Source organism: Paracoccus litorisediminis, from assembly GCF_009711205.1.
Taxonomy (GTDB): domain Bacteria; phylum Pseudomonadota; class Alphaproteobacteria; order Rhodobacterales; family Rhodobacteraceae; genus Paracoccus; species Paracoccus litorisediminis.
In genome coordinates this window covers 1-22,727 of the sequence record NZ_WMIG01000027.1, presented here as the reverse complement: position 1 = coordinate 22,727, position 22,727 = coordinate 1, and the positions used below count along the sequence as shown (strand labels likewise).

The 22,727-nt window shown below is 60.3% G+C and carries 25 protein-coding genes and 1 pseudogene; 16 read left to right on the top strand and 10 right to left on the bottom strand.

What is annotated here, in order from left to right; translation table 11 throughout:
- Positions 1-2: 2 nt before the first annotated feature.
- From GL300_RS23560 to repC, 4 genes are all read left to right on the top strand, one after another.
- A complete protein-coding gene (locus GL300_RS23560; protein WP_155042134.1) occupies positions 3-617 on the top strand; it encodes a Fic/DOC family protein in 615 nt (204 codons plus the stop codon).
- Between the two features lie 397 nt (positions 618-1,014).
- Positions 1,015-2,241, top strand: coding sequence for a plasmid partitioning protein RepA (gene repA / locus GL300_RS23555; RefSeq protein ID WP_343043184.1), 1,227 nt, complete (start codon positions 1,015-1,017; stop codon positions 2,239-2,241).
- A gap of 1 nt (position 2,242) precedes the next feature.
- Positions 2,243-3,235: a plasmid partitioning protein RepB gene (gene repB / locus GL300_RS23550; protein ID WP_170297799.1), complete on the top strand. Its 993-nt coding sequence runs from the start codon at positions 2,243-2,245 to the stop codon at positions 3,233-3,235.
- Between the two features lie 280 nt (positions 3,236-3,515).
- The gene (gene repC / locus GL300_RS23545; RefSeq protein WP_155042132.1) at positions 3,516-4,694 is read left to right on the top strand and encodes a plasmid replication protein RepC; all 1,179 of its coding nucleotides are present in this window, start codon (positions 3,516-3,518) and stop codon (positions 4,692-4,694) included.
- 263 nt (positions 4,695-4,957) lie between these two features.
- Here repC and GL300_RS23540 read toward each other — a convergent pair whose 3' ends face one another.
- Both GL300_RS23540 and GL300_RS23535 read right to left on the bottom strand, forming a co-directional pair.
- Complete coding sequence (locus tag GL300_RS23540) at positions 4,958-5,569, bottom strand: NADPH-dependent F420 reductase (RefSeq protein WP_155042131.1); 612 nt, start codon at positions 5,567-5,569, stop codon at positions 4,958-4,960.
- Between the two features lie 20 nt (positions 5,570-5,589).
- On the bottom strand, positions 5,590-6,333 hold the full coding sequence (locus tag GL300_RS23535) for a 3-oxoacyl-ACP reductase family protein (RefSeq protein WP_155042130.1): 744 nt from the start codon (positions 6,331-6,333) through the stop codon (positions 5,590-5,592).
- Positions 6,334-6,438: 105 nt separating this feature from the next.
- Here GL300_RS23535 and GL300_RS23530 point away from each other — a divergent pair, with 105 nt between their 5' ends.
- On the top strand, positions 6,439-7,377 hold the full coding sequence (locus tag GL300_RS23530) for a LysR family transcriptional regulator (protein ID WP_155042129.1): 939 nt from the start codon (positions 6,439-6,441) through the stop codon (positions 7,375-7,377).
- A gap of 10 nt (positions 7,378-7,387) precedes the next feature.
- Entirely contained in the window at positions 7,388-7,513 is a 126-nt protein-coding gene (locus tag GL300_RS27550) for a GIY-YIG nuclease family protein (protein WP_211595357.1), read from the top strand.
- Between the two features lie 125 nt (positions 7,514-7,638).
- On the opposite strand, the gene GL300_RS23520 is transcribed toward GL300_RS27550, so the two are convergent.
- Complete coding sequence (locus GL300_RS23520) at positions 7,639-8,103, bottom strand: 3'-5' exonuclease (protein ID WP_246195380.1); 465 nt, start codon at positions 8,101-8,103, stop codon at positions 7,639-7,641.
- 61 nt (positions 8,104-8,164) lie between these two features.
- Between GL300_RS23520 and GL300_RS23515 the strand changes: the two are divergent.
- Positions 8,165-9,327, top strand: a pseudogene (locus GL300_RS23515) (transposase).
- Between the two features lie 44 nt (positions 9,328-9,371).
- On the opposite strand, the gene GL300_RS23510 reads toward GL300_RS23515, so the two are convergent.
- Together GL300_RS23510 and GL300_RS23505 are read right to left on the bottom strand one after the other, a co-directional pair.
- Positions 9,372-10,319 carry a dihydrodipicolinate synthase family protein gene (locus tag GL300_RS23510; protein ID WP_211595355.1) on the bottom strand — a complete coding sequence of 316 codons (948 nt, stop codon included), beginning with the start codon at positions 10,317-10,319 and terminating at the stop codon, positions 9,372-9,374.
- A 75-nt stretch (positions 10,320-10,394) separates the two neighbouring features.
- Complete coding sequence (locus GL300_RS23505; RefSeq protein ID WP_155042127.1) at positions 10,395-11,150, bottom strand: hypothetical protein; 756 nt, start codon at positions 11,148-11,150, stop codon at positions 10,395-10,397.
- Positions 11,151-11,364: 214 nt separating this feature from the next.
- Between GL300_RS23505 and GL300_RS23500 the strand changes: the two genes are divergently transcribed.
- The 6 genes from GL300_RS23500 to GL300_RS23475 all read left to right on the top strand — a co-directional run bounded on the left by GL300_RS23500 (position 11,365) and on the right by GL300_RS23475 (position 17,491).
- Positions 11,365-12,042 carry a GntR family transcriptional regulator gene (locus tag GL300_RS23500; protein WP_155042126.1) on the top strand — a complete coding sequence of 226 codons (678 nt, stop codon included), beginning with the start codon at positions 11,365-11,367 and terminating at the stop codon, positions 12,040-12,042.
- 91 nt (positions 12,043-12,133) lie between these two features.
- The gene (locus GL300_RS23495; protein WP_155042125.1) at positions 12,134-13,210 is read left to right on the top strand and encodes an ABC transporter ATP-binding protein; all 1,077 of its coding nucleotides are present in this window, start codon (positions 12,134-12,136) and stop codon (positions 13,208-13,210) included.
- Positions 13,211-13,236: 26 nt separating this feature from the next.
- Positions 13,237-14,520: an extracellular solute-binding protein gene (locus GL300_RS23490; protein ID WP_155042124.1), complete on the top strand. Its 1,284-nt coding sequence runs from the start codon at positions 13,237-13,239 to the stop codon at positions 14,518-14,520.
- A gap of 10 nt (positions 14,521-14,530) precedes the next feature.
- Positions 14,531-15,421, top strand: a complete 891-nt coding sequence (locus GL300_RS23485; RefSeq protein WP_155042123.1) for a carbohydrate ABC transporter permease — start codon at positions 14,531-14,533, stop codon at positions 15,419-15,421.
- The gene (locus GL300_RS23480) at positions 15,418-16,344 is read left to right on the top strand and encodes a carbohydrate ABC transporter permease (RefSeq protein ID WP_155042122.1); all 927 of its coding nucleotides are present in this window, start codon (positions 15,418-15,420) and stop codon (positions 16,342-16,344) included. Before GL300_RS23485 ends, GL300_RS23480 begins: the two co-directional genes overlap by 4 nt.
- A gap of 55 nt (positions 16,345-16,399) precedes the next feature.
- Positions 16,400-17,491 carry a sialidase family protein gene (locus GL300_RS23475; protein ID WP_155042121.1) on the top strand — a complete coding sequence of 364 codons (1,092 nt, stop codon included), beginning with the start codon at positions 16,400-16,402 and terminating at the stop codon, positions 17,489-17,491.
- A gap of 500 nt (positions 17,492-17,991) precedes the next feature.
- Here GL300_RS23475 and GL300_RS23470 read toward each other — a convergent pair whose 3' ends face one another.
- Positions 17,992-18,186: a DUF1127 domain-containing protein gene (locus GL300_RS23470; RefSeq protein ID WP_155042120.1), complete on the bottom strand. Its 195-nt coding sequence runs from the start codon at positions 18,184-18,186 to the stop codon at positions 17,992-17,994.
- Positions 18,187-18,456: 270 nt separating this feature from the next.
- On the bottom strand, positions 18,457-18,885 hold the full coding sequence (locus GL300_RS23465) for an ATP-binding cassette domain-containing protein (RefSeq protein ID WP_246195378.1): 429 nt from the start codon (positions 18,883-18,885) through the stop codon (positions 18,457-18,459).
- A gap of 193 nt (positions 18,886-19,078) precedes the next feature.
- Here GL300_RS23465 and GL300_RS23460 point away from each other — a divergent pair, with 193 nt between their 5' ends.
- Positions 19,079-19,288, top strand: coding sequence for a hypothetical protein (locus GL300_RS23460; protein ID WP_155042119.1), 210 nt, complete (start codon positions 19,079-19,081; stop codon positions 19,286-19,288).
- 280 nt (positions 19,289-19,568) lie between these two features.
- On the top strand, positions 19,569-19,829 hold the full coding sequence (locus GL300_RS23455) for a WGR domain-containing protein (RefSeq protein ID WP_155042118.1): 261 nt from the start codon (positions 19,569-19,571) through the stop codon (positions 19,827-19,829).
- Between the two features lie 80 nt (positions 19,830-19,909).
- Here GL300_RS23455 and GL300_RS23450 read toward each other — a convergent pair whose 3' ends face one another.
- Positions 19,910-20,158, bottom strand: a complete 249-nt coding sequence (locus GL300_RS23450; RefSeq protein ID WP_155042117.1) for a hypothetical protein — start codon at positions 20,156-20,158, stop codon at positions 19,910-19,912.
- A gap of 646 nt (positions 20,159-20,804) precedes the next feature.
- Here GL300_RS23450 and GL300_RS23445 point away from each other — a divergent pair.
- Positions 20,805-21,695 carry an ArdC family protein gene (locus GL300_RS23445; RefSeq protein ID WP_155042116.1) on the top strand — a complete coding sequence of 297 codons (891 nt, stop codon included), beginning with the start codon at positions 20,805-20,807 and terminating at the stop codon, positions 21,693-21,695.
- A 133-nt stretch (positions 21,696-21,828) separates the two neighbouring features.
- Here GL300_RS23445 and GL300_RS23440 read toward each other — a convergent pair whose 3' ends face one another.
- Both GL300_RS23440 and GL300_RS26300 read right to left on the bottom strand, forming a co-directional pair.
- Complete coding sequence (locus GL300_RS23440) at positions 21,829-22,488, bottom strand: hypothetical protein (protein ID WP_155042115.1); 660 nt, start codon at positions 22,486-22,488, stop codon at positions 21,829-21,831.
- A partial coding sequence (locus GL300_RS26300; protein ID WP_170297798.1) for a hypothetical protein occupies positions 22,488-22,727 on the bottom strand: 240 nt, incomplete at its 5' end. The genes GL300_RS23440 and GL300_RS26300, both read right to left, overlap by 1 nt.

Genomic DNA, 22,727 nt, shown 5'->3' with positions numbered 1-22,727 from the left:
GCATGTCCAAATACGAAGGCGACGATCGGCACCTTTATCCGGGTAGCGAGGTGCTGATCAACAAGCTCAACCTCCATAGCCAAGCCAAACTTGATGAGGCTGAGGCGGCTATCGTCCTCCTAGCAACCATTGAGATCGGTCTGAATCCCATCCCCGAGCCTGCAGATGGTCCAGGTTTTTCCTACTTGCTGAGCATCCATAACGCCCTGTTTCGAGACATCTATTCTTGGGCTGGCACAATTCGCGATGTCGATATCTCAAAGGGAGGAAGCCGCTTCGCCAATTGCCGATTCATCGAACAGGAGGGCATTAGGCTGGGGCGCGAGCTTGCAGCTGAAAACTGGCTGGCAGGCCGCAATGCAGAGCAATGGGCCGAACGCATGGCGTTCTACATGGGAGAGTTCAACGTCCTGCATCCCTTTCGCGAGGGCAATGGTCGGGCTTTGCGGGAGTACGTGCGCTATCTTGCTGCGCGTGCCGGCCACTCACTCACATGGGAGGGCGTCACCACAGATGAAATGATCAATGCCGCGATCGCCTCGTTTCAGGGGCGCACGTCCGAGCTTAAGGGAATACTCATACAGCAAATGAAGTCAGTTACCGAGCCTGAGGGCTAAATTCACCATATGCCAACCACCTGCCGCCCACTTTCCTTTGGTCTCGCAGAAAAGCTCCGTATGGTCGCGTAAGGCCGAAGCATGAGCTTCGGACGTGTGCCGGCGCAATGAGTCGTGAGTTGGCCTCGATTCGAGTTAGACGAGTCAGCAAGGCTCGTGAGCCGGACACCCGTCGACATCCACAAAGGCAAGGGGACCATCGTCGAAGGTCTCAGGAGGCAATTTTAATTTACTTATTTTCAATATCTTAGTTCGACGGCACACGGCGGTCATCTCTTGCGCTCCCAAAAGTTGAGGATCCGCCGTCGAATTTTCTTGCAGGACCAATGAACTTGAAGCATTTCTTGCTGTAGCGCAAAATTACGAGAATTGCGGTTTTTTGCGCTACAGAACAATAATGCTCGAAAGCGAGCGGCTGGGCGACCCGGCGTGGGACTGTGAGGGCGGTATGTCAGAAGAGCGTGTGTTCGCCGAGCTTCAAAGCAACGCATCGACGCTGCACGAGTCTATCCGCTTGCATCTAGAGCGCAATTTTGCGCCTGATGCGCGAAAATACCTCAGGACATTCTCCTCTGCCGAAGCCGCAGATTTTCTCGGACTTACCCCTGGCCACCTTAGGAAGTTGCACGCTGAGGAAAAGATCCCCGACGTGTCAATGGACCAACGTGGACGAAGGACTTATTCGGCCGAAGATCTGGGACAGATTAGGCTCGCTCTGGCACGGGCGACTCGTGACCCCTCCCTCTATTTACGAGGCCGCATCGGCGGCGAACCCCTCCAAATCCTTTCTTGTGTTTCGTTCAAAGGCGGATCCGCAAAAACCACAACCACGGCCTATCTTAGCCAGTGGTACGCGTTGCACGGATATCGTGTTCTCGTGATCGACATGGACCCCCAAGCGTCTCTGTCATCCATGACCGGCCTGCGGCCGGAGATCGACTTTGCGCACAAGGGTACAATTTACGACGCCATCCGATACGATGATCCCCTTCCAATGAGCGAGGTCATCAGATCGACCTATTTTCATGGACTAGACATAGCCGCAGGCGGCTTGATCCTGTCAGAATACGAAACCGAAACCCCGTTTGCGCTTCGCCGGGGCGTCGAGCCTCCCTTCTATCTACGTCTTCGGGAAGCAATTCTCTCCGTCGAGGCTAGTTATGATCTGGTCTTTATCGACTGCCCGCCACAGCTTGGGTTCCTGACGCTTTCGTCGCTGGTTGCCGCCTCCTCAATCATCGTTCCGGTGGTACCTAACTTCATCGATGTCGCGTCATTGGCGCAGTTCTTGACCATGACATCGTCGCTCTTAGACACAATCCGCGAGTCAGGGATGTCGCTCGAATACGACTTCCTTCGCTATCTCGTTTCGCGTTTCGAGCCATCAGACGGCCCACAAGCTCAGGTCGCAGGTCTGCTGCGTGCAAACTTCGGAAATCGCGTTATGACCGAAACCTTCCTGAAATCTACGGCCATTGCAGACGCTGGCCTTACGCATCAGACCCTTTTCGAGGTTGGCCGCGGCAGCATGAACCGCAACACCTTTGATCGCGCTATGGAATCGGTGAATGCTGTCGCCCGTGAACTGGAGCAAGAGATCCACAAGGCTTGGGGGAGACTCTGATATGGCCCGAAAAAACATGTTCGAGGGGATTGCTCCGTCGAAAGTGCGTAGTGATGACGCCAACACAAACACATCTCGCTCTGGGTCCAACATGCCTGAGGTTTTTCAGCATGCTGGCCCTATTGCAGCAATCCGAAACGACCTGCGAAGCGTCGGTAGCCGCTCAGTCCAAGAAATCGATCCCAACCTAATTGAAAACACTGGTCTCAAAGACCGGTTGGGCAACATCGATGATGACGTTGCAGACCTGCGGGAGAGCATTTCAAAGCACGGACAGCAGGTTCCCATCCTGCTCCGTCCCCACCCAACCCTAAGTGGGCGATATCAGGTCGTTTATGGCCGCAGGCGGCTTGCAGCTATCAAAACGCTTGGCACGCCAATCAAGGCCTTGATTAAAACCCTCTCGGATGAAGAGGCAGTTCTGGCTCAGGGCCAGGAAAACAATCTCCGTAAGGACCCGTCATTCATCGAGAAGGCGCTCTTTGCCGGTGATCTGGAAGATGCCGGGTATCAGGCGCATGTCGTGCAGGACGCTCTCAACGTCAATCGAAGCCACACCTCTCACATGCGCAAGGTCCGAGAGGCGTTTCCACGCGAAGTCATTGAGAGGATTGGTGCCGCACCTTCTGTCGGGTGGAAGCGCTGGTACGAGCTCGCGTCCCGCATCATCGAGACCAAGATAGACGCGGTATCGGTCCACCCTGCCCCGTTTCAAGCTGATCTCACCTCGGACCAGCGGTTTGATGCTTGGGAAAAATCCCTCCTCGGCAGCAAAGCTCCGAGCGTTGGACGCCCGACGGCTAAGGCACGAAAATTGGCAATCACGGCACAGGACGGGAGTGAACTTGGCTCGCTTTCGCTTCAGAAAGGCAAACTGATCTTCCAATCATCCGCGACCGAAAACCAGTTTGCCACCTGGCTGCTCGAGAACGCGGAAACACTTTTCCCGCGGCTTCATTCCGAGTTCCTCGCGCGATCAAGCGACGCAGAGTGAAATGAGAAACCAACAACAACAAAGGAGCAGTGTCGGAAAAAGATAGGCCTCCCGAATGGAACCCACCCGGAAGGCCCGCGCAAAACACAGGGCGCCAACCCTGAGAATGCTCATCTTCTAGCTCGAGCAATTTAGCGCAGGCCCGAATCGCACGCAACATCGCAGGTCGGTGATCCGATTGCTTTTGTCTGCTCTTACAGAGAAAAGTCGCAGAATAGTCGCGAATTCTGGCCGTGAACGGTCCCTTTGAGAGTGCCTGAACGTTCCGCTTGAACGAATCATGCAACAATCCGTGACATCGCCCATCCCTATGCATGCCGGGCGCCAGGCCTTGGCGTCGCGCAAACATCACTCCGCCACAGTTGGCGACGCGCCGAAAGACGCACGCTGGTCCCTACTTGATCTCGCAAGGACTTGTAGGCGTCACCTGAATCTGCGTGACCGGGATATCATGGTTCTCCGCGGGCTTCTGTCGCTTCTTCGGCCAGATCCAAATCATGATCAGATGATGGTCTATGCATCCAACCGAGTGCTCATCGAACGCTGTGACGGCATCGACGAACGAACCTTACGGCGGCGTCTGGTACATCTACAATCATGCGGGCTCCTAATGCGGCGCTCCAGCCCCAACGGAAAGCGATATCAGGTAAAAGATCATGATGCGCAAAGCGTTCTCGCGTACGGGATCGACCTCTCGCCGATCTTTCATATCCGATCGCATTTGGAAGCTCTGGCAGAGGAATGCCGCCGCGAGGATGCGCTCATAAGAGTACTACGCTCCCAAATTCGGGATATCCTTTTTCGGAACCCGACCACAGGCTCGGAGCACCTCCGCGAAACCGCACGCCTCTCACTCCGACGCTCGATCGATAGCACCGAACTTCGCGAAATTTTCGCTCAGCTCGAAACGGCTGCAATTGAGCACCTAGCGAATTCCAACTCGTCCCTGCCCTCAAATACGAACGAAATGTCCGGCAGCGACAGTCAAACTGACCGACATATTCAGAGTCAGATAAAAGAAAACTATGAATCTGTTAGCCAAGACAACAGGCAGCAAAGCCAGCCAACCACTTTGGTTGAAAAATCAGCTTATGACGACGACATCACCGTTCGTGAATGCATTACTCTCGCCCGTACCGCCACAGAGCTATGCGGCTTTCACCCTGAAAGCTGGGATGAACTGGCAGCTGTAGCCGCGCAACTCGCTCCATCCGTAGGAATTGAGCCCAGAGTACTTCAGTACAGCCAAATGCAACTTGGTAGATATGGATTTACTCTTGCAATCCTTGGGATCATCGAGGCGATTGGCCATATCAGAAATCCATCTGGATACCTGAACAGCCTCGCGCAGAGGTTTCAACGAAACGATCTTAATCTCATCACGATGTTCCGCTCGCTCGCTGGTCGCGTTACCGGTCCACAGCATCATTATGGTACCACGAGATGTATACCTCGGTAAACAATCTGGAGAGAGCAGATGTTTTCTTGATCATGTTTACCGGGGTAAACATTTGAGCCGCAATCCCGCCAACAGGAGATCCAGGGGTACAGCCCGGTAAATCGCTGACGTGAAAACCTGGCTGGCCAGCGCTATCCTGCTCCTACAACATGTCTCTCGATACATCCTATACATGCTGAGACATATTTCCTTCGTTTCCTGGTGATGCAGCCATGTAGGCCCGCTCTCTAACTTAAAGGGCCAACGCTGTACTACCTCTACTCTTAACCAAGTTGATTGAACCGGAGGAGATTGAGCGCAGGCAGTGGGCCGCCAGTGAACTGAGCCAGCAGGCCGCCCATAGAGATCCGACCCAGATCATAACCGGCAAAACCAAGGCGTTCGATCAATGCGCCAATCGCAGACTTGGATCGCGCGTCGTCGCCGGAATAAAACAGAACGCGCCGACCGCCCTCTGACCGGGGATCACTTGAGAGCAGTTCCGGCGGCAGATGATTGAATGCCTTGACCACCTTTGCACCGGGCACGAGATCCGCAAAGACCTCAGTCGACAGTCGGCCTCCCAGTTCCGCTGGCTTGAAAAGCGGTGCTTCGATCGGGTTGTTCGCGTCGATCACGATGCGCCCGCCAAAATCCGGCAGGCCCTTCAGCGAAGCAGGAAGCTTCGACCAGTTCACTGCGCCGAAGACGATATTCTTCGAGGCAGCTTTCTGGCGGGTGCCTGCCTCGATGCTGGGGCCAAGACTGGCGACCACATCGCGCAGGCTTTCGGGGCCGCGACTGTTCGACAGGGTCGCACGAATATCGTTGCGGGCGAGGGCGGTGGCGAAGGCGCAGCCGATATTGCCTGCGCCGATAATGCCGATGCTGTTCATGGTTTCACTCCTGTTGCGGTTCATGCGGTCAGCCCGCCATCGGCGACGATTTCGGCACCGGTGACGAAGGCCGCCTCGGGGCTGGCAAGGAAGGCGACGACATTGGCAATCTCGGATGGTTGGCCGTAGCGGCCGATCGCAATGCCGGGACCTACGATCTTGGCGACAGGACCATCGGCCGGGTTCATGTCGGTATCGGTGGGCCCGGGATGCACAGTGTTGACAGTAATTCCCTTCGGTCCCAGATCCCGGACAAGGCTGCGGTTGAAGCCGGTGATCGCGCCCTTGGTCAGGGTGTAAAGCGAGGCGGTCGGAAAGGCCGCGTAGCGGGTCATTGACGAGCCGATCCGGATAATCCGCCCGCCGGGTTTCATGTGCCGCGCGGCCTCTTGGGTCGCGACGAAGATTCCAGTGACATTGACTGCGATCATGCGCTGATCGGTCTCGAAAGGGAGTTCCTCGATCGGACCGCCAAGGCCGAGACCAGCGTTGTTCACGAGAATGTCGATGCTGCCGAAGGTCTCAATCGTCCGGGTCACGGCAGCGCGGACGGCCTCGGGATCGCCCGCATCCGCAGCGATGGCCAGCGCTCTGCCGCCCTCGGCTTCGATCTCGGCGACGACCTCCGCGGCGCGCTCGGGCGAGGCGCTATAGGTCAGGGCGACCGCCGCGCCGTCGGCAGTCAGTCTTTTCGCAATCGCCGCGCCAATCGAGCGCGAGCTGCCGGTGACGAGGGCAGTCTTTCCAGCAAGGGTGAGGGTCATGGTCTTCACTCCATCGGGTTTCGATGCGGTGAAGATGCGCCTGTTGCTTATCTCAAATTAGCCGGTAATGATTTGTCTCGGCTTCAAGTGATCGTTGAAGGTATGATGGAAACCCTCGCCAATCTGGAAAGCTTCGTCAAAAGCGCTGAATCCGCGAGTTTCTCGGAAGCGGCGCGACGCTTGTCTCTAACCCCGGCCGCCGTCAGCCGCAATGTCGCGATGCTGGAGCGCAATCTGGGTGTGCGACTGTTCCAGCGCTCTACCCGCAAACTGGTTCTGACCGAGGCGGGGGAAAGGTTCTTGCAATCGATCGGCGGCAATCTCGACGCATTGCAGACGGCGATTGCCGATGTCTCCTCCGGGGCCTCCGAGCCGGCAGGGGTGCTGAAGGTCAGCCTGAGCCCGACATTTGGTGCAGAATTCATTCTGCCGCTGCTGCCAGAACTGAAGCGCCGCCACCCGCTGATCCGGCCGGAATGGCATTTCGAGAACCGTCATGTCGATCTCGCTGCCGAAGGCTATGACGTGGCCATCGGCGCGGGGTTTGATCTAACGCCCGGGATCGTTGCCCGCACTCTTGCGCCCGCGCATATTATCGCGGTTGCCGCGCCGGGATACATGGCCGGTCGCACCCCTCCAAGTGACCCCGAGGATCTGTCGCGAATGGAGGGGATAGCGATGCGCTCGCTGCGGACGGGTAGGGTGCGGCAATGGGTGATGCGGAATGTGGCTGGGACAGAGAAGGCGGCACCACTTCCCGACACCATCATCGTCAATGATCCCGCCGCCATGCGCGAGGCGGCAAAGCTGGGCCTTGGCGTGGCGCTGCTGGCTGTGTCCGATGTGCTGCGTGAGTTGGAGAACGGCAGCCTGATCCGGTTGCTGCCGCACTGGTATGCCGATGCCGGGGCGATCTCGCTGTACTACGCCTCACGGACCTTGCTGCCGGCAAAGACCCGCGTCTTTGTCGATCTCGTCGCCGAGACGTTTAGCCGTGAGCAACTGGCCGAGCGCTTCGCCGGCAGTCTCGCTTCAGTAGGGTAGGGCAGGGGGGATGACGGCCTATGCCTATATTCTCGGTTGCCAAGCCAGCGACGGTTGTCGGACTTATGTGGGTTGGACTCTGGACCTGAATCGACGGCTGGCGGAGCACAATTCCGGCACAGCGCTCGGAGCCTAATCAACGCGAGGGCGAAGATGGATCCTGATCTACGCCGAGCGCTTGCCAACGCGGAACGAGGCGATGAGCCGGGAATGGCACCTGAAGCGAGACCGGCGACTGCGCCGGGAGTTGGCCCGATGGGCTCACGGCTTCAGCTGAAAAGGGCAGGGGCCATCACCCCCACATATCCCGCATACTGGCACGGATATCGACGCGGCCGGGGGCAGGGGCAGCGGCCTCGGTCGCGTGTGGCGGGGCCCATCGCGTGACGACGAAATGCTCCAGCATGTCGCTGGTGATAAAACGGGTGCGGGCGGCGAAGAGATGCCGGACGCCGCGTTTGGCCTGTGCGTGACATAGAAGCGTAACGGCACGCCCAAGGTCAGTTGGTCTTTAGCCCGAGTCATGGCGACATAGAGAAGACGCCGCTCTTCTTCGAGATCGGCGGTCTGCCCAGTCCCGAGATCCGAGGGGATGCAGCCGTCGACCACGTTCAGCACGAAGACCGCCTTCCATTCCTGCCCCTTGGCAGAATGGATGGTTGAGTGGATCAGATAATTTTCGTCTTTCAGTGGCACGCCGGCCTCAGCGCCGGTCGAAGGCGGCATAATCTCCGGATGAACTAACACCCACCCAAACGGCGGCTGCAACCGCCAATGAGATCATGCCATGAACGAGATTAACGACTACTTGCGCTCTGCGCCATTGCTTGAGACGACAGATTATGATCCGATCGAGGACCGACTGCGGGCGAATGTCCGAGCCACCATCGAAGCCAAGTTCGATGAGGAGCTTGCCGAATTTCTTGGCCGGCTTCGCTACGGCCGCGGCGAGGAGAAGGCCAAGGGATACCTCGATCGGCAGCTGACCGGCACATTCGGCACCGAGACCGTTCGCGTGCCACGCGCCCGGATCGCGGACGAGGCGGGCCAAGTCACCGAATGGTGCTCGAAGGCGCTGCCGCGCTACCAGCGGCTGACCAGGAAGGCCGAGATCCTGATTGCGGCGGTCTACCTGGCGGGGACCAATTATACGTCGAGTCTAGCGCGCTCTTCGGCCTTTTTGAAGGTGCCGTAAGCAAGGATGTGGTGTGCCGAGTCTGGCGTAAGGTGAAGGTCGATTGGAACGCCTGGTCCACTCGTGATCTGGCCGCGATCGGCATTCGCCGCGACGGGCAGTAGGTGCTGATCTCGATTAAAAACATGGGCGGCGAAAGCACGGCTGCCTGGGGTCAGTTCCTGACCGATCTGGATGCCCGGGGTCTGCGGCATCCCGAATTCGTGATCGTCGATGGCGCTCCGGGCCTTGAATCCGCCCTCGTTGCGCTCTGGGGCGAGGATCTAGCCATCCAGCGCTGCACGGTTCACAAGCATCGAAACTGCTCGGCCATGCGCCCAAGCGCCTGCATTACGAGCTGAGCGAAGACTATCGTGACATGATCTACGCCGATACCGCCGCCGAGATCGAGAAGCGACGCAAGGCCTTACTGCGCAAATGCAAGCTGAAGTACCGCCCCGTTGCCGACAGCCTCGAGGAAGCGGGCGACCGGCTTTTCAGCTTCACCCGCCTCGATCCCTCACAATGGAAGTCCGCGGACCACAGATGCCATCGAGCGTCTGAACGAAGAATTCCGGCGCCGGATCAAGACCCAGATCGTCCTGCCCTGCACAGAAACCGTGCCGATGCTGCTCTGGGCGCTCCTCGCCTCAGGCCAGATCCAAATGCGGAAGGCCTATAGCTGGGAAACCCTCTCTCAGCCTCTCGAGCCGATGCTCACGCGCGACACACCCGAAATAGGAATCCCCATCATGGGCGAGGAGTTGAGAGACTAGGGGTAAAACCCGCCTTGCACTTCGCCCATAATCGCAAGACGCGTTCAGGCCGCCGACAGCGAAAGGCGCGATTTCAGCGCGTCGCCAAGTGCCACCATCTGCTGCATCGTCGCAGAATAATGCCCCGCGTAATAGGATCCGACCGGGCGTGTGCGGCTCTTGTCGCTCGTGAAATTGCCGATAGAGCGTTGAAAGTCCTTGGCGCAAACCGGGTAGTCCAGCGACTCAATAAGCGCCGCAGTAGACAGGTATTGTTGCAGTACCTCTGCCTTTTCCGGCTCTGCCTGCCAGTTTTCAGTCAACCAAACATAAAGCGCGGGGTGAAAATTCGCCATCACGCCGGAATAGCCGTGGCAGCCGGCTTTGAGGCTTGGCAGCAGGGTCTGGGCGTTCGCATTTGCGATATGCATCCGCGTGCCTTTTACGATCTCCGCGCGGCGTCGAAGCGTGTCGAGGTTGCAGCAGGTGTCCTTGAGAAACGTGTAGCGACCCGACTGCGCTGACCAGCGCACGACCCCGTCAGTAAGCAGGCGCTTGTAGGGATAGGGGCACTCGTAGATACCGATGCCAACCGATTCCGGTATCCGCTCGGTCAACGTGGCCAGACGTTCCAACAACACCACCTCGGGCTCATCCGCGCTGGCAAGCCGGTTCGAGATCAGGATGACGCTGTCGACGCCGGTTTCCGCCGTGGCCTGAAGCTGCTCGACCTGATGGTTAGGGGATGAGGCCGTGTGACCCGAGGCCACGACCGGTACGCGGCCATCCACATGATCCATCACGAAGCGGGTGAGCTTCAGCGACTCGATATCACTGAGAAAAAACATCTCGCTCGACTGGCAGTTGGCGAAGAGGCCGTGGACGCCCGCCGAGATATACCAGTCGATCAGATTTTCGAGCGAGGACCAGTCGATCTCGAGGTCCTCGGTAAAGGGGGTGAGCATGACGGGCCAGACGCCCGTGTGACGATCCGCCGTATCCTTGTCAGTCACTGGCATTTCCTATCTCATCCTGATTGGTGCCGCGGGCACTTGCCCGATCTGTCTGTCATTCATGTCGCGCCGGGATCAGGCCGTGCCCAGTTCCCGGAAGTTGACGGTAAGGACTTGGCCACCCAGTTCGATCGTGACGGCACCGGGCCTGGGCAGTGTCACGATGCCGCAAAGCGAGCCGGTGGTCAGAACTTGCCCCGCGGAAAGGATCGCCCGCGCATCGGGGAGCGTGGCGCGTGCGGCGGCATCGACCAGCACCTTCAGCGGATCGGTATCGGCATGGCGTGCCGGGCCTTCGGCCAGCGTCACCCCTGCGGCGGTCAGGCGCAGTGGGGTTACGGCGTTCGGCTCGAGCACGCTTTTGGAAAGCGTCGGGCCGAGAACATAGCCAACATTGGCAAAGAAATCCGCAAGCGCCATGCCAAGGACGCGGCTGCTGCCGGTCTTATAGCGGCTGCGGATCAGTTCCACTCCCAGCGAGACGCTGCCGATCGCATCGAGGATATCGGCGCGGGTCACCCTGGCTCCAAGGGGCAGATCGCGTTCGAGTTGCAACGCGAATTCCACCTCTATCGCAAGGCCCGGAAGATAGGCCTGTTCCGTGCCGCGGTTGGTCCACAGCAGCGGGGCGGCGACCGCCTCGGTCTTCAGCGCTAACTTGGAACCGGCGCGCGGTTGGCCCAGTGCCGCAAAGGAAAGCGCCTGCGCCTCATATCCCTGCAGGTCGGTGATCTCGGGCAGCGATGGTTCATCAATGCGGTCGGAATCATTGATCGCCCGCGTGATCGCAGTTGCAAGAAGTTGATATGGCGTTGGATTTCCGAGATCCACCTGTTTTCTCCGGTGTGAACTAGCGCAAGCATGCCCAATATCGGATCGCTTGTAAATAAGTCACTTGACTGGTTATTCGACAACTGATTGTATCAGTTAAAAGGGAGGCACTGCACATCCCTGCGCCGTCCACGGATGGCCGGGCGGGCGCATATTTGACCTTCAGGTTCATGTTGACGGGCGGCCATGTGGCCCCGATGGCGGCGGTGCGGGAATGAGTAGTGGAATCCAGACGGCCATTCGGACCGAGCCTCGCTCGGTCAAGGAGGTTGCGTACGAGATGTTCCGCGAGGCGCTCTTTGATGGCAGGCTGCGGCCGGGTCAGTTCGTTTCGCAGCGCGAGTTGGTCGATCTGCTGGGGCTTTCCATTGGTGCTCTACGCGAATTGCTGCCCCGCCTGCAGGCCGAGCATCTGTTGATCGTGATGCCGCAACGGGGCATCCAGATTACTCAGATCGACCTTCAGATGGTCCGCGATGCCTTTCAGTTGCGTATGGCGCTTGAGCGTGAGGCGGTTTTGACCGCCGTTCGCCGGATGCCTGACGCAGTGCTGCTGGAACAGCGCGCCCTTCACCAATCAATTCTGGACGAGGTTGTGAACCAGCCTTCGCCCGACATGTTCGAGCGCGGGCAGAGGGTCGATGACGGGTTTCATCGCCTGTTGGTCGAGGCGACGCAGAACGACCTTATAATTCAGATCTATGCGGCAAATGCGGTGCGGATGCGGCTGATCAAGCTGGACCGCGTGACTTTGTCGCAGCATGTGCTGCCATTCGCCTTTGCCGATCATTTCGCAATCATTGACGCAGTCATTGCACGCGATCCGCAAAAGGCGGTCGAGGCGATGGAACAGCACATCGTCAACGCGCGCGAACGCGCGATCGAATTCTGAGGCGCGCGGCTGAGGGGGCTGCGCGCGGATCAAGGAGAATTTGCGCGATCCGGACAGGACCGGGTCGCGCCCGAATGAGGGAGGAGAGAATTTGGCCCGCCTTGAGCTTGCCAACGTGTCCAAGAGCTACGGCGCGTTCGACGCGATCCAGAACGTCTCGCTGGCGATCGAGGATGGCGAGTTCGCCGTTTTCGTCGGCCCGTCGGGTTGCGGCAAATCCACGCTATTGCGGTTGATCGCGGGGCTTGATCCCATCAGCGACGGCGCCATCCGCATCGGGGCGGATGATGTCACCCGCCGCCCGGCTGGCACCCGTAGCGTGGCGATGGTCTTTCAGTCCTATGCGCTTTATCCGCACATGACGGTTTTCGACAATATCGCCTTTCCCCTGCAGATGGAAAAGCGCGCCAAGGCCGATATCCGTCAGCAGGTCGAACGGGCCGCCAATACCGTTCAGTTGACCACGCGGCTAAAGGATCGCCCCGCGAAACTGTCCGGCGGTCAGCGTCAGCGTGTGGCCATCGCCCGCGCCATCGTACGCAAGCCCGACATCTTCCTCATGGACGAGCCGCTGTCGAACCTTGACGCCGCGCTCAGGATCGAGATGCGCTCCGAACTTACCCAACTTCACAAGACCCTGGGCGCGACAATGGTCTATGTCACCCATGACCAGCTCGAAGCCATGACCATGGCCGACCGGATCGTGGTGCTGAACGGCGGCAAGGTCGAACAGGTCGGCACACCGATGGATCTTTACCACTATCCGGCCAACCGCTTTGTCGGAGGCTTTATCGGCAGCCCGCCCATGAACATGCTGGCAGCGCGGGTGCTGGGCAATGGTGCCTTCGACGTGGCGGGGGTGGGGCAGGTGGTCATGCCGCGGCTCGGGCGCAAGCTGGCCGAGGGGGTGGCGGTGACGCTGGGCATCAGGCCGGAACATCTCGGCTCGGACGTGGCCGAGGGCGGGTTCACCGCCCGGATCATGCCCCACAACGTCGAGCGTCTGGGCGCGCAGACCATGGTTCATGCCCGGATCGACGACCAGAACTTTACCTGCGTGCTGTCGGGCGACCGCCCCTTGACGCAGGGCGAGGCGATCACCGTCGGATGCAAGGCCGACCGCATCCATGTCTTTGACGAAAGCGGCCTAACAGTCGCGAAAGCCTGACACCGTCATCCAAGGGGGAGGATACGATGACCAAACACACCACACGCCGCAAGTTTCTGTCCGGCACTGTCGCGGGTCTTGCCGCGATGCCGATCCTGATGTCCGCCTCGGGGCGGGCGCTGGCCGCCGATCAGCAACTGATCTTCTGGTCCCAGCTTGCTGGGTCCAAGAAGACTGCGGGCGAAGAACTAGAAAAAGCCTTCACCGCCGCTCATCCCGAGATCACGCTGTCGTCCAGCCTCTATGCCGAACCGTCGCAGCTGAACGAAAAGATGCTAACCGCGATCAACGGCAATACCGGGCCAGACCTGATCGTGCAGCACTGGGACTACAACCTAATCTATGCGAGCGGTGGCAAGCTGGCCGATCTGGGCAAGGGGCTGTCGGGTGTCGACGTCGCGGCCTATGATCCTTCGCTTTTGGCCTATGGCCGCCAGGGCGATACGCTTTTCTCGATGCCGCTCTATGGCACGTCGCGTGGGCTTGGCCTGAACCGCAAGCTGCTCTCCGAGGCGGGGCTGAACCCGGATATCGGCCCGAAGAACTGGGCGGAGCTACGCCAATGGGCTAAGGCCGCGACCAAGCGCAATGGCCCGATGCTGCAGGCCGCAGGGTTCCAGCTTTTCCAGAACGACCTTGAGGCGTTCGAGCTTTTCACCCTGCTTCTGCAGGGCGCGGGCGGCTCGCTCCTGTCTGCGGATCTCACCTCGGCCAGTTTTGCTGGACCTGAGGGGGTCAAGGCGCTCACCTTCATCCAGCAGCTAGTGTATGAAGACAAGGCGACCGATCCGGGCTTTGCTTTCGGGCCGGGCGGGATGTCCAACCCCTTCAACCAAGGCCGCTCGGCCCTGACGATTGCGGGGAACTATTCCACCAACAACGCGCTGAAGGGTGGCATCGACTTTGACGTGCTGCCGATTCCGAAGGAAAACGGCGGCTTCACGTCGCTGGTCGATCCCTTCTGCTTTGGCGTGCGCGCAGGGGCCGAGAATGAGGCCGCGGCGATGAAATTCATCGAATTCGCAATCTCGCCCGAAAATCAAGTGGCCTTTGCGCTTGCATCGAAAAACGTGCCGGCTCTGAAAGCCGCGCAGCAGGATGCAGCCGTGCAGGCAGATAAATATTTGGCGAAATTTGTGGAAACCGCCAGCTATGCGCCGCCGACCGCGCCGGCGACGCCGGTCTTCTCGCGGATGATGACACTCGTCGCGCGTGGTGTCCAAGAGGTGGTCTATGGCAAGAGCACGCCGGAAACCGCGCTGAAAGCCGCCTCGGACGAGGTTGCGTCGCTGCTGTTGAAGCGAAGCTGAGGGCAAGGGCATGGCGTTCGAGCAAAAGCCAAAGGAAGTCAGCTTCCAGCAGAACTGGAGCGCCTATGCCTTTCTGGCCCCGGCGTTGGTCATCCTGTTCATGTCGCTGCTGCTGCCCGCAGCGGCGACACTGGTGATGAGCTTCACCGATGTCTCTTTCCTGCACCCGACGAATTGGGTGGGGTTCGACAATTACATCAAACTTCTGGCCGATGAAAAGTTTGGTCAGGCAGTGGCGAACACGATCCATTACACGCTCGGCGTCACCTTCCCGACGATGGCGCTAGGGATGCTGGCGGCGGTCGCGCTGAACCGCAAGGTGCCGGGACGGATCGCGTTCCGCACCATCTTTTACCTACCGGTGCTGACCTCGCTCATCGCCGCCGCCGTGGTCTGGGCCTATCTTTATGAGCCGTATGCCGGGCCGCTGAACAACGCTCTGGCAGGGCTGGGGCTAACGCCGCGCCCGTGGTTGCAAGACCCCTCGCTGGCGCTCAACTCGCTGATCGTCATGGCGATCTGGCGGGATTTTGGCACGGCGATGATCATCTATCTGGCCGGTCTGCAGGACATCCCCAACGATGTCTATGAGGCGGCGCGTCTGGATGGCGCGCCCCCGCACAAGATTTTCTTCCGCATCACCGTGCCAATGCTGTCCTCGGTCACCTTCTATCTGCTGATCATCCTGATCGTGCAGACCTTTCAGGTCTTCGGAGCGATTTATGTGATGACGCAGGGTGGCCCGCTGGGATCGACCGAGACCGTCGTCTACCAGATGTATCAGACCGCCTTCGCCCATACCGAATTCGGCTATGGCGCGGCGATGTCCACGGTGCTGTTCCTGACCATCCTTGCCTTTTCCCTGATCGGGACGCGCATCATGAAGAGGAAGGACGGATGACCGCTCTTGCCCAACACGTCGCCATCGAACGCCGGGCCGCCGCCCGCGCCCGGTCCTTTCGCAGCTACAGTCCAGCGAAGATCGTGGGCTATGCGCTGCTCGTCTTTGCCGCCATCATGACGATGATGCCGTTCCTTTGGATGGTTTCCACCTCGTTCAAGACCGATCAGGAGATCTTCCGCTTTCCCCTGAGCTTTGTACCCGACGGCTTTGAATGGCAGAATTACCGGGATGCATTGAACGCGCCGGATGCGGGGCGGCAACTGATCAACAGCCTGATCTATGCGGGGGGCTCGACGATCTCGAACCTCGTCTTCTGTTCGATGGCGGGCTATGCGCTGGCGCGAATGCAATTCGCCGGCCGCAATATCGTCTTTGCGCTGGTCGTTGGCCTGCTGATGGTTCCGGCGCAAAGCCAGATCGTACCAGTCTACCTGATCGTGCAGAAAATCCCGTTCGCGGGCGGCAATGACTGGTTGGGTTCCGGGGGAACGGGGCTGCTCAACACCTATTGGGGCATGATCCTGCCCACGGCCGCCACCCCCTTTGGCATCTTTATGATGCGCCAGTTCTTTACCCGCATTCCGATGGAATATGAGGAATCCGCCCGTCTGGACGGTGCCTCGTCATTCACCATCTTCCGCCGGGTGCTGCTGCCACTGGCGAAACCGTCGCTGGCCGTGCTGGGTGTCCTGAGCTTTCAGAGCGCATGGAACGAATTCGTCTGGCCGCTGATCCTGACTTCGCAGCGGGACATGGCCACGTTGCAGCTTGGGTTGCAGCTTTTGCAAAGCGGCCCGGATGCGCGCTGGAACGTCGTCATGGCCATGGCCACGTTGATCACCACGCCCGTCATTCTCGCCTATCTCTTCGCTCAGCGGCACGTCGTGGATGGCGCGGTGTCGAGCGGCGTCAAGGGCTGAGCCTACCCTCCCACAGAAGAAACCTGCGCCGTCCCCGCGCGCGGAAGGAGTTCCCATGATCGAGAATTTCGAAGTCTATCGCCAGCAGGACCATTTCGCTGCTTGGCCTGCCAACTACGGTTTGTGGATCTGGGGCAAAGAGGCAGTCTGCGTCTTTACCTATGGTTATCGCGGCACGTCCGAAGATCTACATGCCCGCGACAAAACCCGCCCCTTTATCCCCGTTCAGGCCCGCAGCCTTGACGGCGGCCGGACATGGGCACTGGAGCGGTTCAACGGCTTCGTCCCTGGCAGCCAGACGCTGTCGGGCGATGAGCATGTGATCCCCGCGCTTGAGGCACAGCCCGGCATCGACGCGGATCGCGACCTGCGCCCGCTGGACCATCCGGTGGATTTCACCGACCCTGAAACGTTGGTCATGTGTGCCCGTACCGGGCTTTTCGGCGATGCGCTAAGCTGGTTCTATGTCAGTCAGGATCGTGGACGGACATGGCGCGGTCCATGGCGAATGGGCAATCTGGGCCAGCCGGGAATTTCTGCACGCACGGATATCGTGCCATTGGGGCCGCAGGACGCGCTTTTCCTGCTGACCGCGACGAAATCCAACGGGCGCGAGGGGCGCGTCTTTTGCGCCCGCACCCGCGATGGCGGACAGAGCTTCACCTTTGAGGGTTATATTGGCGACGAACCCGACGGTTTCTGCATCATGCCCGCCTCGATCCGGCGAACGGATGGCTCGGTGCTGACACTGGTGCGCTGCTCGACGCCAGGCAAGGGGCCGGACCGCAAGGCATGGATCGACGCCTATCTGTCCAGTGACCAAGGCAAGAGCTGGGACTATATCGGCCGTCCGGTGCCGAATACTGGCTATGCTGGCAACCCGCCCACGCTGAACCGTCTGCCTGACGGGCGGTTGGTGGTCGTCTTTGGCTATCGCGACGCACCCTTTGGCTTGCGCGCCCGCACCAGCAGCGACGAGGGCGCGACCTGGAGCGATGACATCATTCTGCGTCAGGATGGCGGCATGTCGGACCTTGGCTATCCCCGCAGCGTGGTGACGGATGAGGGCAAACTGCTCTCGGTCTACTACTACAATTACGGTGGTGATCAGGAACGCTTCATCGCCGCGTCCCTGACCTCCATCTGAAAGGTTGGAGTATCACGCCAATCCGGAAGCTTTCGGCAATCTAAAGCTCCCGCGCAGACATGACGCAGGGGCCTAATGCGAGGTTCAGTCGCGGCTTGTTCAGGCGTTGTACGTAACTATCAACGCCTGAAGAATGCTGCAGGCAGGGAGGTCAGCCGGAGAAGATATCTCGCATCAGTTTACCTCAAGCAGATGGTCCGGGGTTTATGGCGGCACTGCACAAGGTCGCGTGAGTATCGGAATAGGCTTCTGAAATCCGGGTTTGGCACCTTACTCCGGCAAACTATGCGCCAAAACACCTAACGCCCACGAAGTGGGCGAGGCTAAAAGGCTACCTTTGGGATTTCTTGCCATGGAAAGGCATGCCTCGGACCATGCGGCATCCTCAAGGCGACCGAGCGGAGCGTTGATGGCAAGCATCGCGCTTCGGATTTACATCGCCCGCGTATGAAAAACCCCCGAGGCATCGCCGCGGGGTCTGTTCATCGATCTGAATTGCTTCAGACGCTGCGAGCAACACGCTCGATATCGCTGCGGGTCAGGCCGATATCGCTCAACTCGCGATCCGTCAGCTGGCTCAATTCGCGGCGGGTGATGCGGGCGTCGTTCCAAGCGGAAACCATCGTGGTCACGCGGAAAAAGGCAAGACCCAAGCCACCGGCAGCACGGCTATGGCTCATTTCGACAGCAGACATCTTAGCACCTTTTTCATCTTGCCCATCCATCGGGCATGTTGCGACAAGAGGGAGATAGGTCGGGCATCTCACGGAAAGTAGTCGTTCAATCGGCAAAGCAGCCATGCATTCTGCGCGGGTAGCAAGAGCGGGTGACAGGCTTCCCGCACAGGCCAGCATGCTGCGTGAACCCTGCACCGAAGCCGCACGACATCGACTACGGCCGCGTGATCCATCGCCTCGTCGCGACACCTTCAGGAAAGAATACATATCATGATGCGGACAAAGCGGTCATTTCCCAAGATGAATCGTTCTGTCTGGTGCGAGCGATCCAAGGAATGCTGCGTCGGGGCTGATAGCCAGAACCGCACCGTCATAACCCGCCAGCGCGGCCTCCAACGCCGCGATGCTGTCCAGATCTAGGTGATTGGTCGGCTCGTCCAGCATCAGAAGCATCGGCGGCGGGGTGGCTCCGAGGGCACAGGCTAGACCAGCGCGCAAACGCTCGCCCCCGCTCAATTCGCACGCGTCACGCAAGGCATCCGCCGCACGGAATCCGAAGCGGGCCAGTGCCGCATGGGCCATATGTGTATCCGCCACGGGGTTAAGGCGCCGGAAATTGTCGCGCAGGGTGAGGGCCGAATCGAGCAGCCGCGCATGCTGATCCAGCAGCGCGAAAGGCAGGTTGAGGTGTTTTGAACTTCTATGTTTCCGTTTCAAGCCTAGCCCGTGCGATGTAGGGCAAAGATCTCGGCAAGAGCTTCCGGGCTTTCCGGCAGAAAGGCCGCGCATATTTCCGGGGCGAACTCACGCGCTTCTCGCCGCGCAGTATCAGCGTGGCGAGAAAAAGGTGGCCGCGCTGATCGTGCAGGAGACCTAGCCCCGGTCCCGCGAGATCTGGACGCCCAATGCCGTGAGTTTCTTCTCGCGGGTTTCGGGGTCCTATCTGTCGCAGATCTGGCGCGAGCTCTTGGATATTGCGGCAGATGCGCCGAGCACCTTGGCTTTCGACAGGCTCAAGAAATCCGAAAAGGCGGCGCAATTGGAGAGTCTCGTCTCTGAGCCCGCCACCCGCGAGGCGCTTGGCGTCACCGAGGAACAGGCCAGCCGTATCGCCAATTGACTGCCCGAAGGCAGGGTCCTGAAACGCGGCGGGGCCAATGGCCCGGCCATTCCCTTTATCGGTCGGCGGCGCAAACGCGCCGCCGTGACCATGATCACGAAACTAGAACCTGGCTTCGTGGTGACGCGCGCCTTGGCCCCGTAAATGGCGAGGCCATTCTATGTCGCCACAGGAAGACGCTTACATCGCACCCAAAATGTAAGAGAGGCCCAAAGTTCAGCATCTTGGCGAGGGATGCCTGCTGCTGCTATTCTGGCCCGGCTTGGAGGTCAGGCTGTCGATGCGCGATCTTGAAGATCAGATCGATGTGTTTCCGCGCGAGATGGTGCTGCGGCGGATCGATCCCGAGCGCAATATGTGGCGCTTCTATCGCCTCGCGGTCGAGCCCGATCTCTTCGGCGGCGCCAGTCTGGTGCGGCAATGGGGGCGGATCGGCAGGCCAGGGCAGCAATGGAGCGAAGCGCATGCCGATGAGGGGCTGGCGATCAATGCGCTGCTGCGGCTTGCCGCCGCCAAGCGCAGGCGCGGCTATCGGAGCTGAGCAGCGGAGCAATCAGGTTTCAGCGCAGCGCAGCGCAAACACGTCGCGGGTTGCGCTTGTCGGCAGCAGTGGTCGCTGCATCAAGCTTGTTCAGGGATGCGGGCCAGCGCCTCGCTGATCTGGATCAGGTCATGCGGCAACTCGACCCCGAATAGCTGTGCGGTGACCTGTCGCAACAGGATGATCTCACCGGCCATCATCGCCGCCACCTTTCCCTGCAGGTTGGCAAGGTCGGCGGAATGCAATGCGGTGTTGAGTTCGTTCAATGATTGCGCAGCACCGGAGATGGAGGCGAGCAATCTGGCGCGAGCCTGACTGTCGAGTTGCATCCCTTGGCTTCCTTTCCATGATTCTGAAGGCACGCAATAGTTGTATGAGCGCAACGAGACCACCGCTCTATGGTTCCTCGGCGGATTCTCGCGGCAGTTCGCCGTCGTCAGCGGCGGAGAATAGCTCCCGCGCGTCGTCTTCGCTGCTGTCACGCAGGGCGTAAGCCCTGAGTGGCGGGTTTGTCATCCGCCTCCCGTTGGGTGCCTGCCATATTGGCGGCGGAAGGGAACGATGATCCTTTCATGATCCAATGAGGTCCGCGCCTGCGGCACGGCCCGAGCCGGGAAATTGTCGGGGCGGAGGATCGACCGGGCCAGGGCCCGGCTCACCGCCGCACCGCGGTCTTTTCCAATCCAGAACTTTCCGCCTGGCATCCCCGGCGCGGTCGGATCAATGGGCCAGCGCCGCGCCGACGCGCGTCGTCGCGTGCTCGGGCCGTGTCCTCGCGCTCCTGCGCTGCGGGCCGCACCACCCCGGTCCCGCGCCCCATGACCGCCCGTGCCGGGGCCACGGGCCGGGCTTTGCCCTTCCCGCTCTGCCCTCCGGAAAACACGGAGGTTTTCCAGAGAACAGACGGAAAGGCTCCGCCCAAAGCGGACGAAGGGGCGAGAGGCCCAACGCCGCGACAGCATTGGAGGGCCGAACATGGCATACGATCTTTATCAGCAGGTGACCGACAGCATCATTGCCAGTCTTGAGGCGGGCAGCCCGGCATGGCGCAAGCCCTGGACCGGCGAAGGCAAGGCGGCACAGATGCCCTTGCGCGGCAATGGCGAGGCCTATCGCGGCATCAATGTGCTGATGCTCTGGCTTGCCGCATCGGCGCAAGGCTATGGTAGCGCTTATTGGTTCACCTATAGGCAGGCCGAGGCCGCAGGCGGTCAGGTCCGCAAGGGCGAGAAAAGCGCCACCGTGGTCAAATATGGCACGCTCGCGCGTGAGGACGAGGACAGCGGGACCGAGAAGCGCATCCCCTATTTGAAGAGCTATCGCGTCTTCAATGCCGATCAGATCGATGGTTTGCCCGAGGAGTTTTATGCCGCGGCTGCTGAACCGGCCCGCGATCTCGGTACTGAGCCCGACCCGCGCCTTGAGGCTTTTTTCGCCGCGACCGGGGCCGATATCCGTATCACCCCAGTGCCGCAGGCCTATTACGATCCGCAGGCGGATTTTATCCATATGCCGCCGATCTCGAGCTTCTATGACGCGGCTGGATTTTACGGGACGCTGGCGCATGAGGCCTGCCATTGGTCTGGCCATGGCACCCGCCTTGACCGGCTCGGTCGTTTTGCCGCGCGCAAGGCGTATGCCTTCGAGGAGTTGATTGCCGAGATTGGCAATTGCATGCTCTGCGCCCAGCTTGGCCTGACCCCGGACTTTGGCCAATCGGCGGCCTATGTCGAAAGCTGGCTGCGCGCGCTGCAAGATGACAAGCGGCTGATCTTCAAGGCCGCGACCGAGGCGCAGAAAGCGGCAGATTTCCTGTTGGGTTGCGCCGGAGAGGCCAAGCCGTTCGAACAAGGCGAGGCCGCATAGCGCCCCGCGATCTCCCCGCCAAGTTTCGGCCTGTCGCGTCCAGCGGCGGGCCCCAGCAGGGAAGCAGAAAATCCGGGCGAGCCGGATTTGCGTTTATGAGACTCGCGCCGGTCGCGAAGCGCGCCGGTCGCGGTCAGTAGCCCGCGCGGGCGAGCCAGATCTCGAGATGCGCGATCACCTTGGCCCGGACCCAGCGCGACAGCGCCGGGGTCAAACCGGCCAGACCCTCGGGATCAATCTCGGCGCAAAGCCGGGCATGGGCGGCGCGGGAGAGGGTGATGGAGCTGTCGAACCGATGCGCTGATTGCCGGGCCCGCTCGGCCGGGATCTCACGATAATCGATCGCGGCCTCGAGTTCCGCGACGAGCTCGGGGCGCAGGTCCGCCATCGCGCGGCGGAGCACGGTTCCGGTCGGGCAGCGCGCCTTCTCGGCCCATATCGCGGCGCGGGCGACCAAGTCGTCGGGCAGGCGATAGAGTACCCGGATCGTTACCATCTCCTCGCCTGCACGCTGCAACCCGCGTGGCGGGGCAGGGATGGCACCGGGGCGCGAAACGGCACCGCGCTTTTGCCTGGGCGCAGCTTTCGCCATGACCGCTGCCACGGTCGCATGCCGGTCTTGGGCAGCTTCGCCTGTCGTCGCGGTCTCGATCTCGGGCGGGCACCCCGTCTCAGGCACCGGGGGCAAGGGTACTGGGTCTTCCTCCGGCCCGGTCGCTGTCTCGAATTCCAGCCGCCGGCTGAAACCGGGATCGGGGGCCGAGATCCGGCCCGGTAATTTGAGCTTGGCCATTACGCCTCCTCCCGGATGGTGCGGTCGAGCTCGGCCAGGACTTCGTCCATTTCCTGCAGCGCCGTTCCGAGGTGGCTGGCGACGCCGGGGTTCCTGGTACTCCTGCGGATCTCGCCCAGTAGGCCCTGGCCGTCGAGCCTTGTATACATCGCCCGGTTCATCACCACCTCACCCAGGACCGGCATATTGCGGATCACCTTCTCATAGATTTCCTGCTCGGCTGCTGAGCGGGAAAGCGG

Excerpts from the sequence above, each read along its gene's own strand:
- GL300_RS23560 (WP_155042134.1), top strand. The coding sequence starts at position 3 with ATGTCCAAATACGAAGGCGACGATCGGCACCTTTATCCGGGTAGCGAG.
- repA (WP_343043184.1), top strand. The coding sequence starts at position 1,015 with ATGCTCGAAAGCGAGCGGCTGGGCGACCCGGCGTGGGACTGTGAGGGC.
- repB (WP_170297799.1), top strand. The coding sequence starts at position 2,243 with ATGGCCCGAAAAAACATGTTCGAGGGGATTGCTCCGTCGAAAGTGCGT.
- repC (WP_155042132.1), top strand. The coding sequence starts at position 3,516 with ATGCAACAATCCGTGACATCGCCCATCCCTATGCATGCCGGGCGCCAG.
- GL300_RS23540 (WP_155042131.1), bottom strand. The coding sequence starts at position 5,569 with ATGAACAGCATCGGCATTATCGGCGCAGGCAATATCGGCTGCGCCTTC.
- GL300_RS23535 (WP_155042130.1), bottom strand. The coding sequence starts at position 6,333 with ATGACCCTCACCCTTGCTGGAAAGACTGCCCTCGTCACCGGCAGCTCG.
- GL300_RS23530 (WP_155042129.1), top strand. The coding sequence starts at position 6,439 with ATGGAAACCCTCGCCAATCTGGAAAGCTTCGTCAAAAGCGCTGAATCC.
- GL300_RS27550 (WP_211595357.1), top strand. The coding sequence starts at position 7,388 with ATGACGGCCTATGCCTATATTCTCGGTTGCCAAGCCAGCGACGGTTGT.
- GL300_RS23520 (WP_246195380.1), bottom strand. The coding sequence starts at position 8,103 with ATGCCGCCTTCGACCGGCGCTGAGGCCGGCGTGCCACTGAAAGACGAA.
- GL300_RS23500 (WP_155042126.1), top strand. The coding sequence starts at position 11,365 with ATGAGTAGTGGAATCCAGACGGCCATTCGGACCGAGCCTCGCTCGGTC.
- GL300_RS23490 (WP_155042124.1), top strand. The coding sequence starts at position 13,237 with ATGACCAAACACACCACACGCCGCAAGTTTCTGTCCGGCACTGTCGCG.
- GL300_RS23485 (WP_155042123.1), top strand. The coding sequence starts at position 14,531 with ATGGCGTTCGAGCAAAAGCCAAAGGAAGTCAGCTTCCAGCAGAACTGG.
- GL300_RS23480 (WP_155042122.1), top strand. The coding sequence starts at position 15,418 with ATGACCGCTCTTGCCCAACACGTCGCCATCGAACGCCGGGCCGCCGCC.
- GL300_RS23475 (WP_155042121.1), top strand. The coding sequence starts at position 16,400 with ATGATCGAGAATTTCGAAGTCTATCGCCAGCAGGACCATTTCGCTGCT.
- GL300_RS23470 (WP_155042120.1), bottom strand. The coding sequence starts at position 18,186 with ATGTCTGCTGTCGAAATGAGCCATAGCCGTGCTGCCGGTGGCTTGGGT.
- GL300_RS23455 (WP_155042118.1), top strand. The coding sequence starts at position 19,569 with ATGCGCGATCTTGAAGATCAGATCGATGTGTTTCCGCGCGAGATGGTG.
- GL300_RS23450 (WP_155042117.1), bottom strand. The coding sequence starts at position 20,158 with ATGCAACTCGACAGTCAGGCTCGCGCCAGATTGCTCGCCTCCATCTCC.
- GL300_RS23445 (WP_155042116.1), top strand. The coding sequence starts at position 20,805 with ATGGCATACGATCTTTATCAGCAGGTGACCGACAGCATCATTGCCAGT.
- GL300_RS23440 (WP_155042115.1), bottom strand. The coding sequence starts at position 22,488 with ATGGCCAAGCTCAAATTACCGGGCCGGATCTCGGCCCCCGATCCCGGT.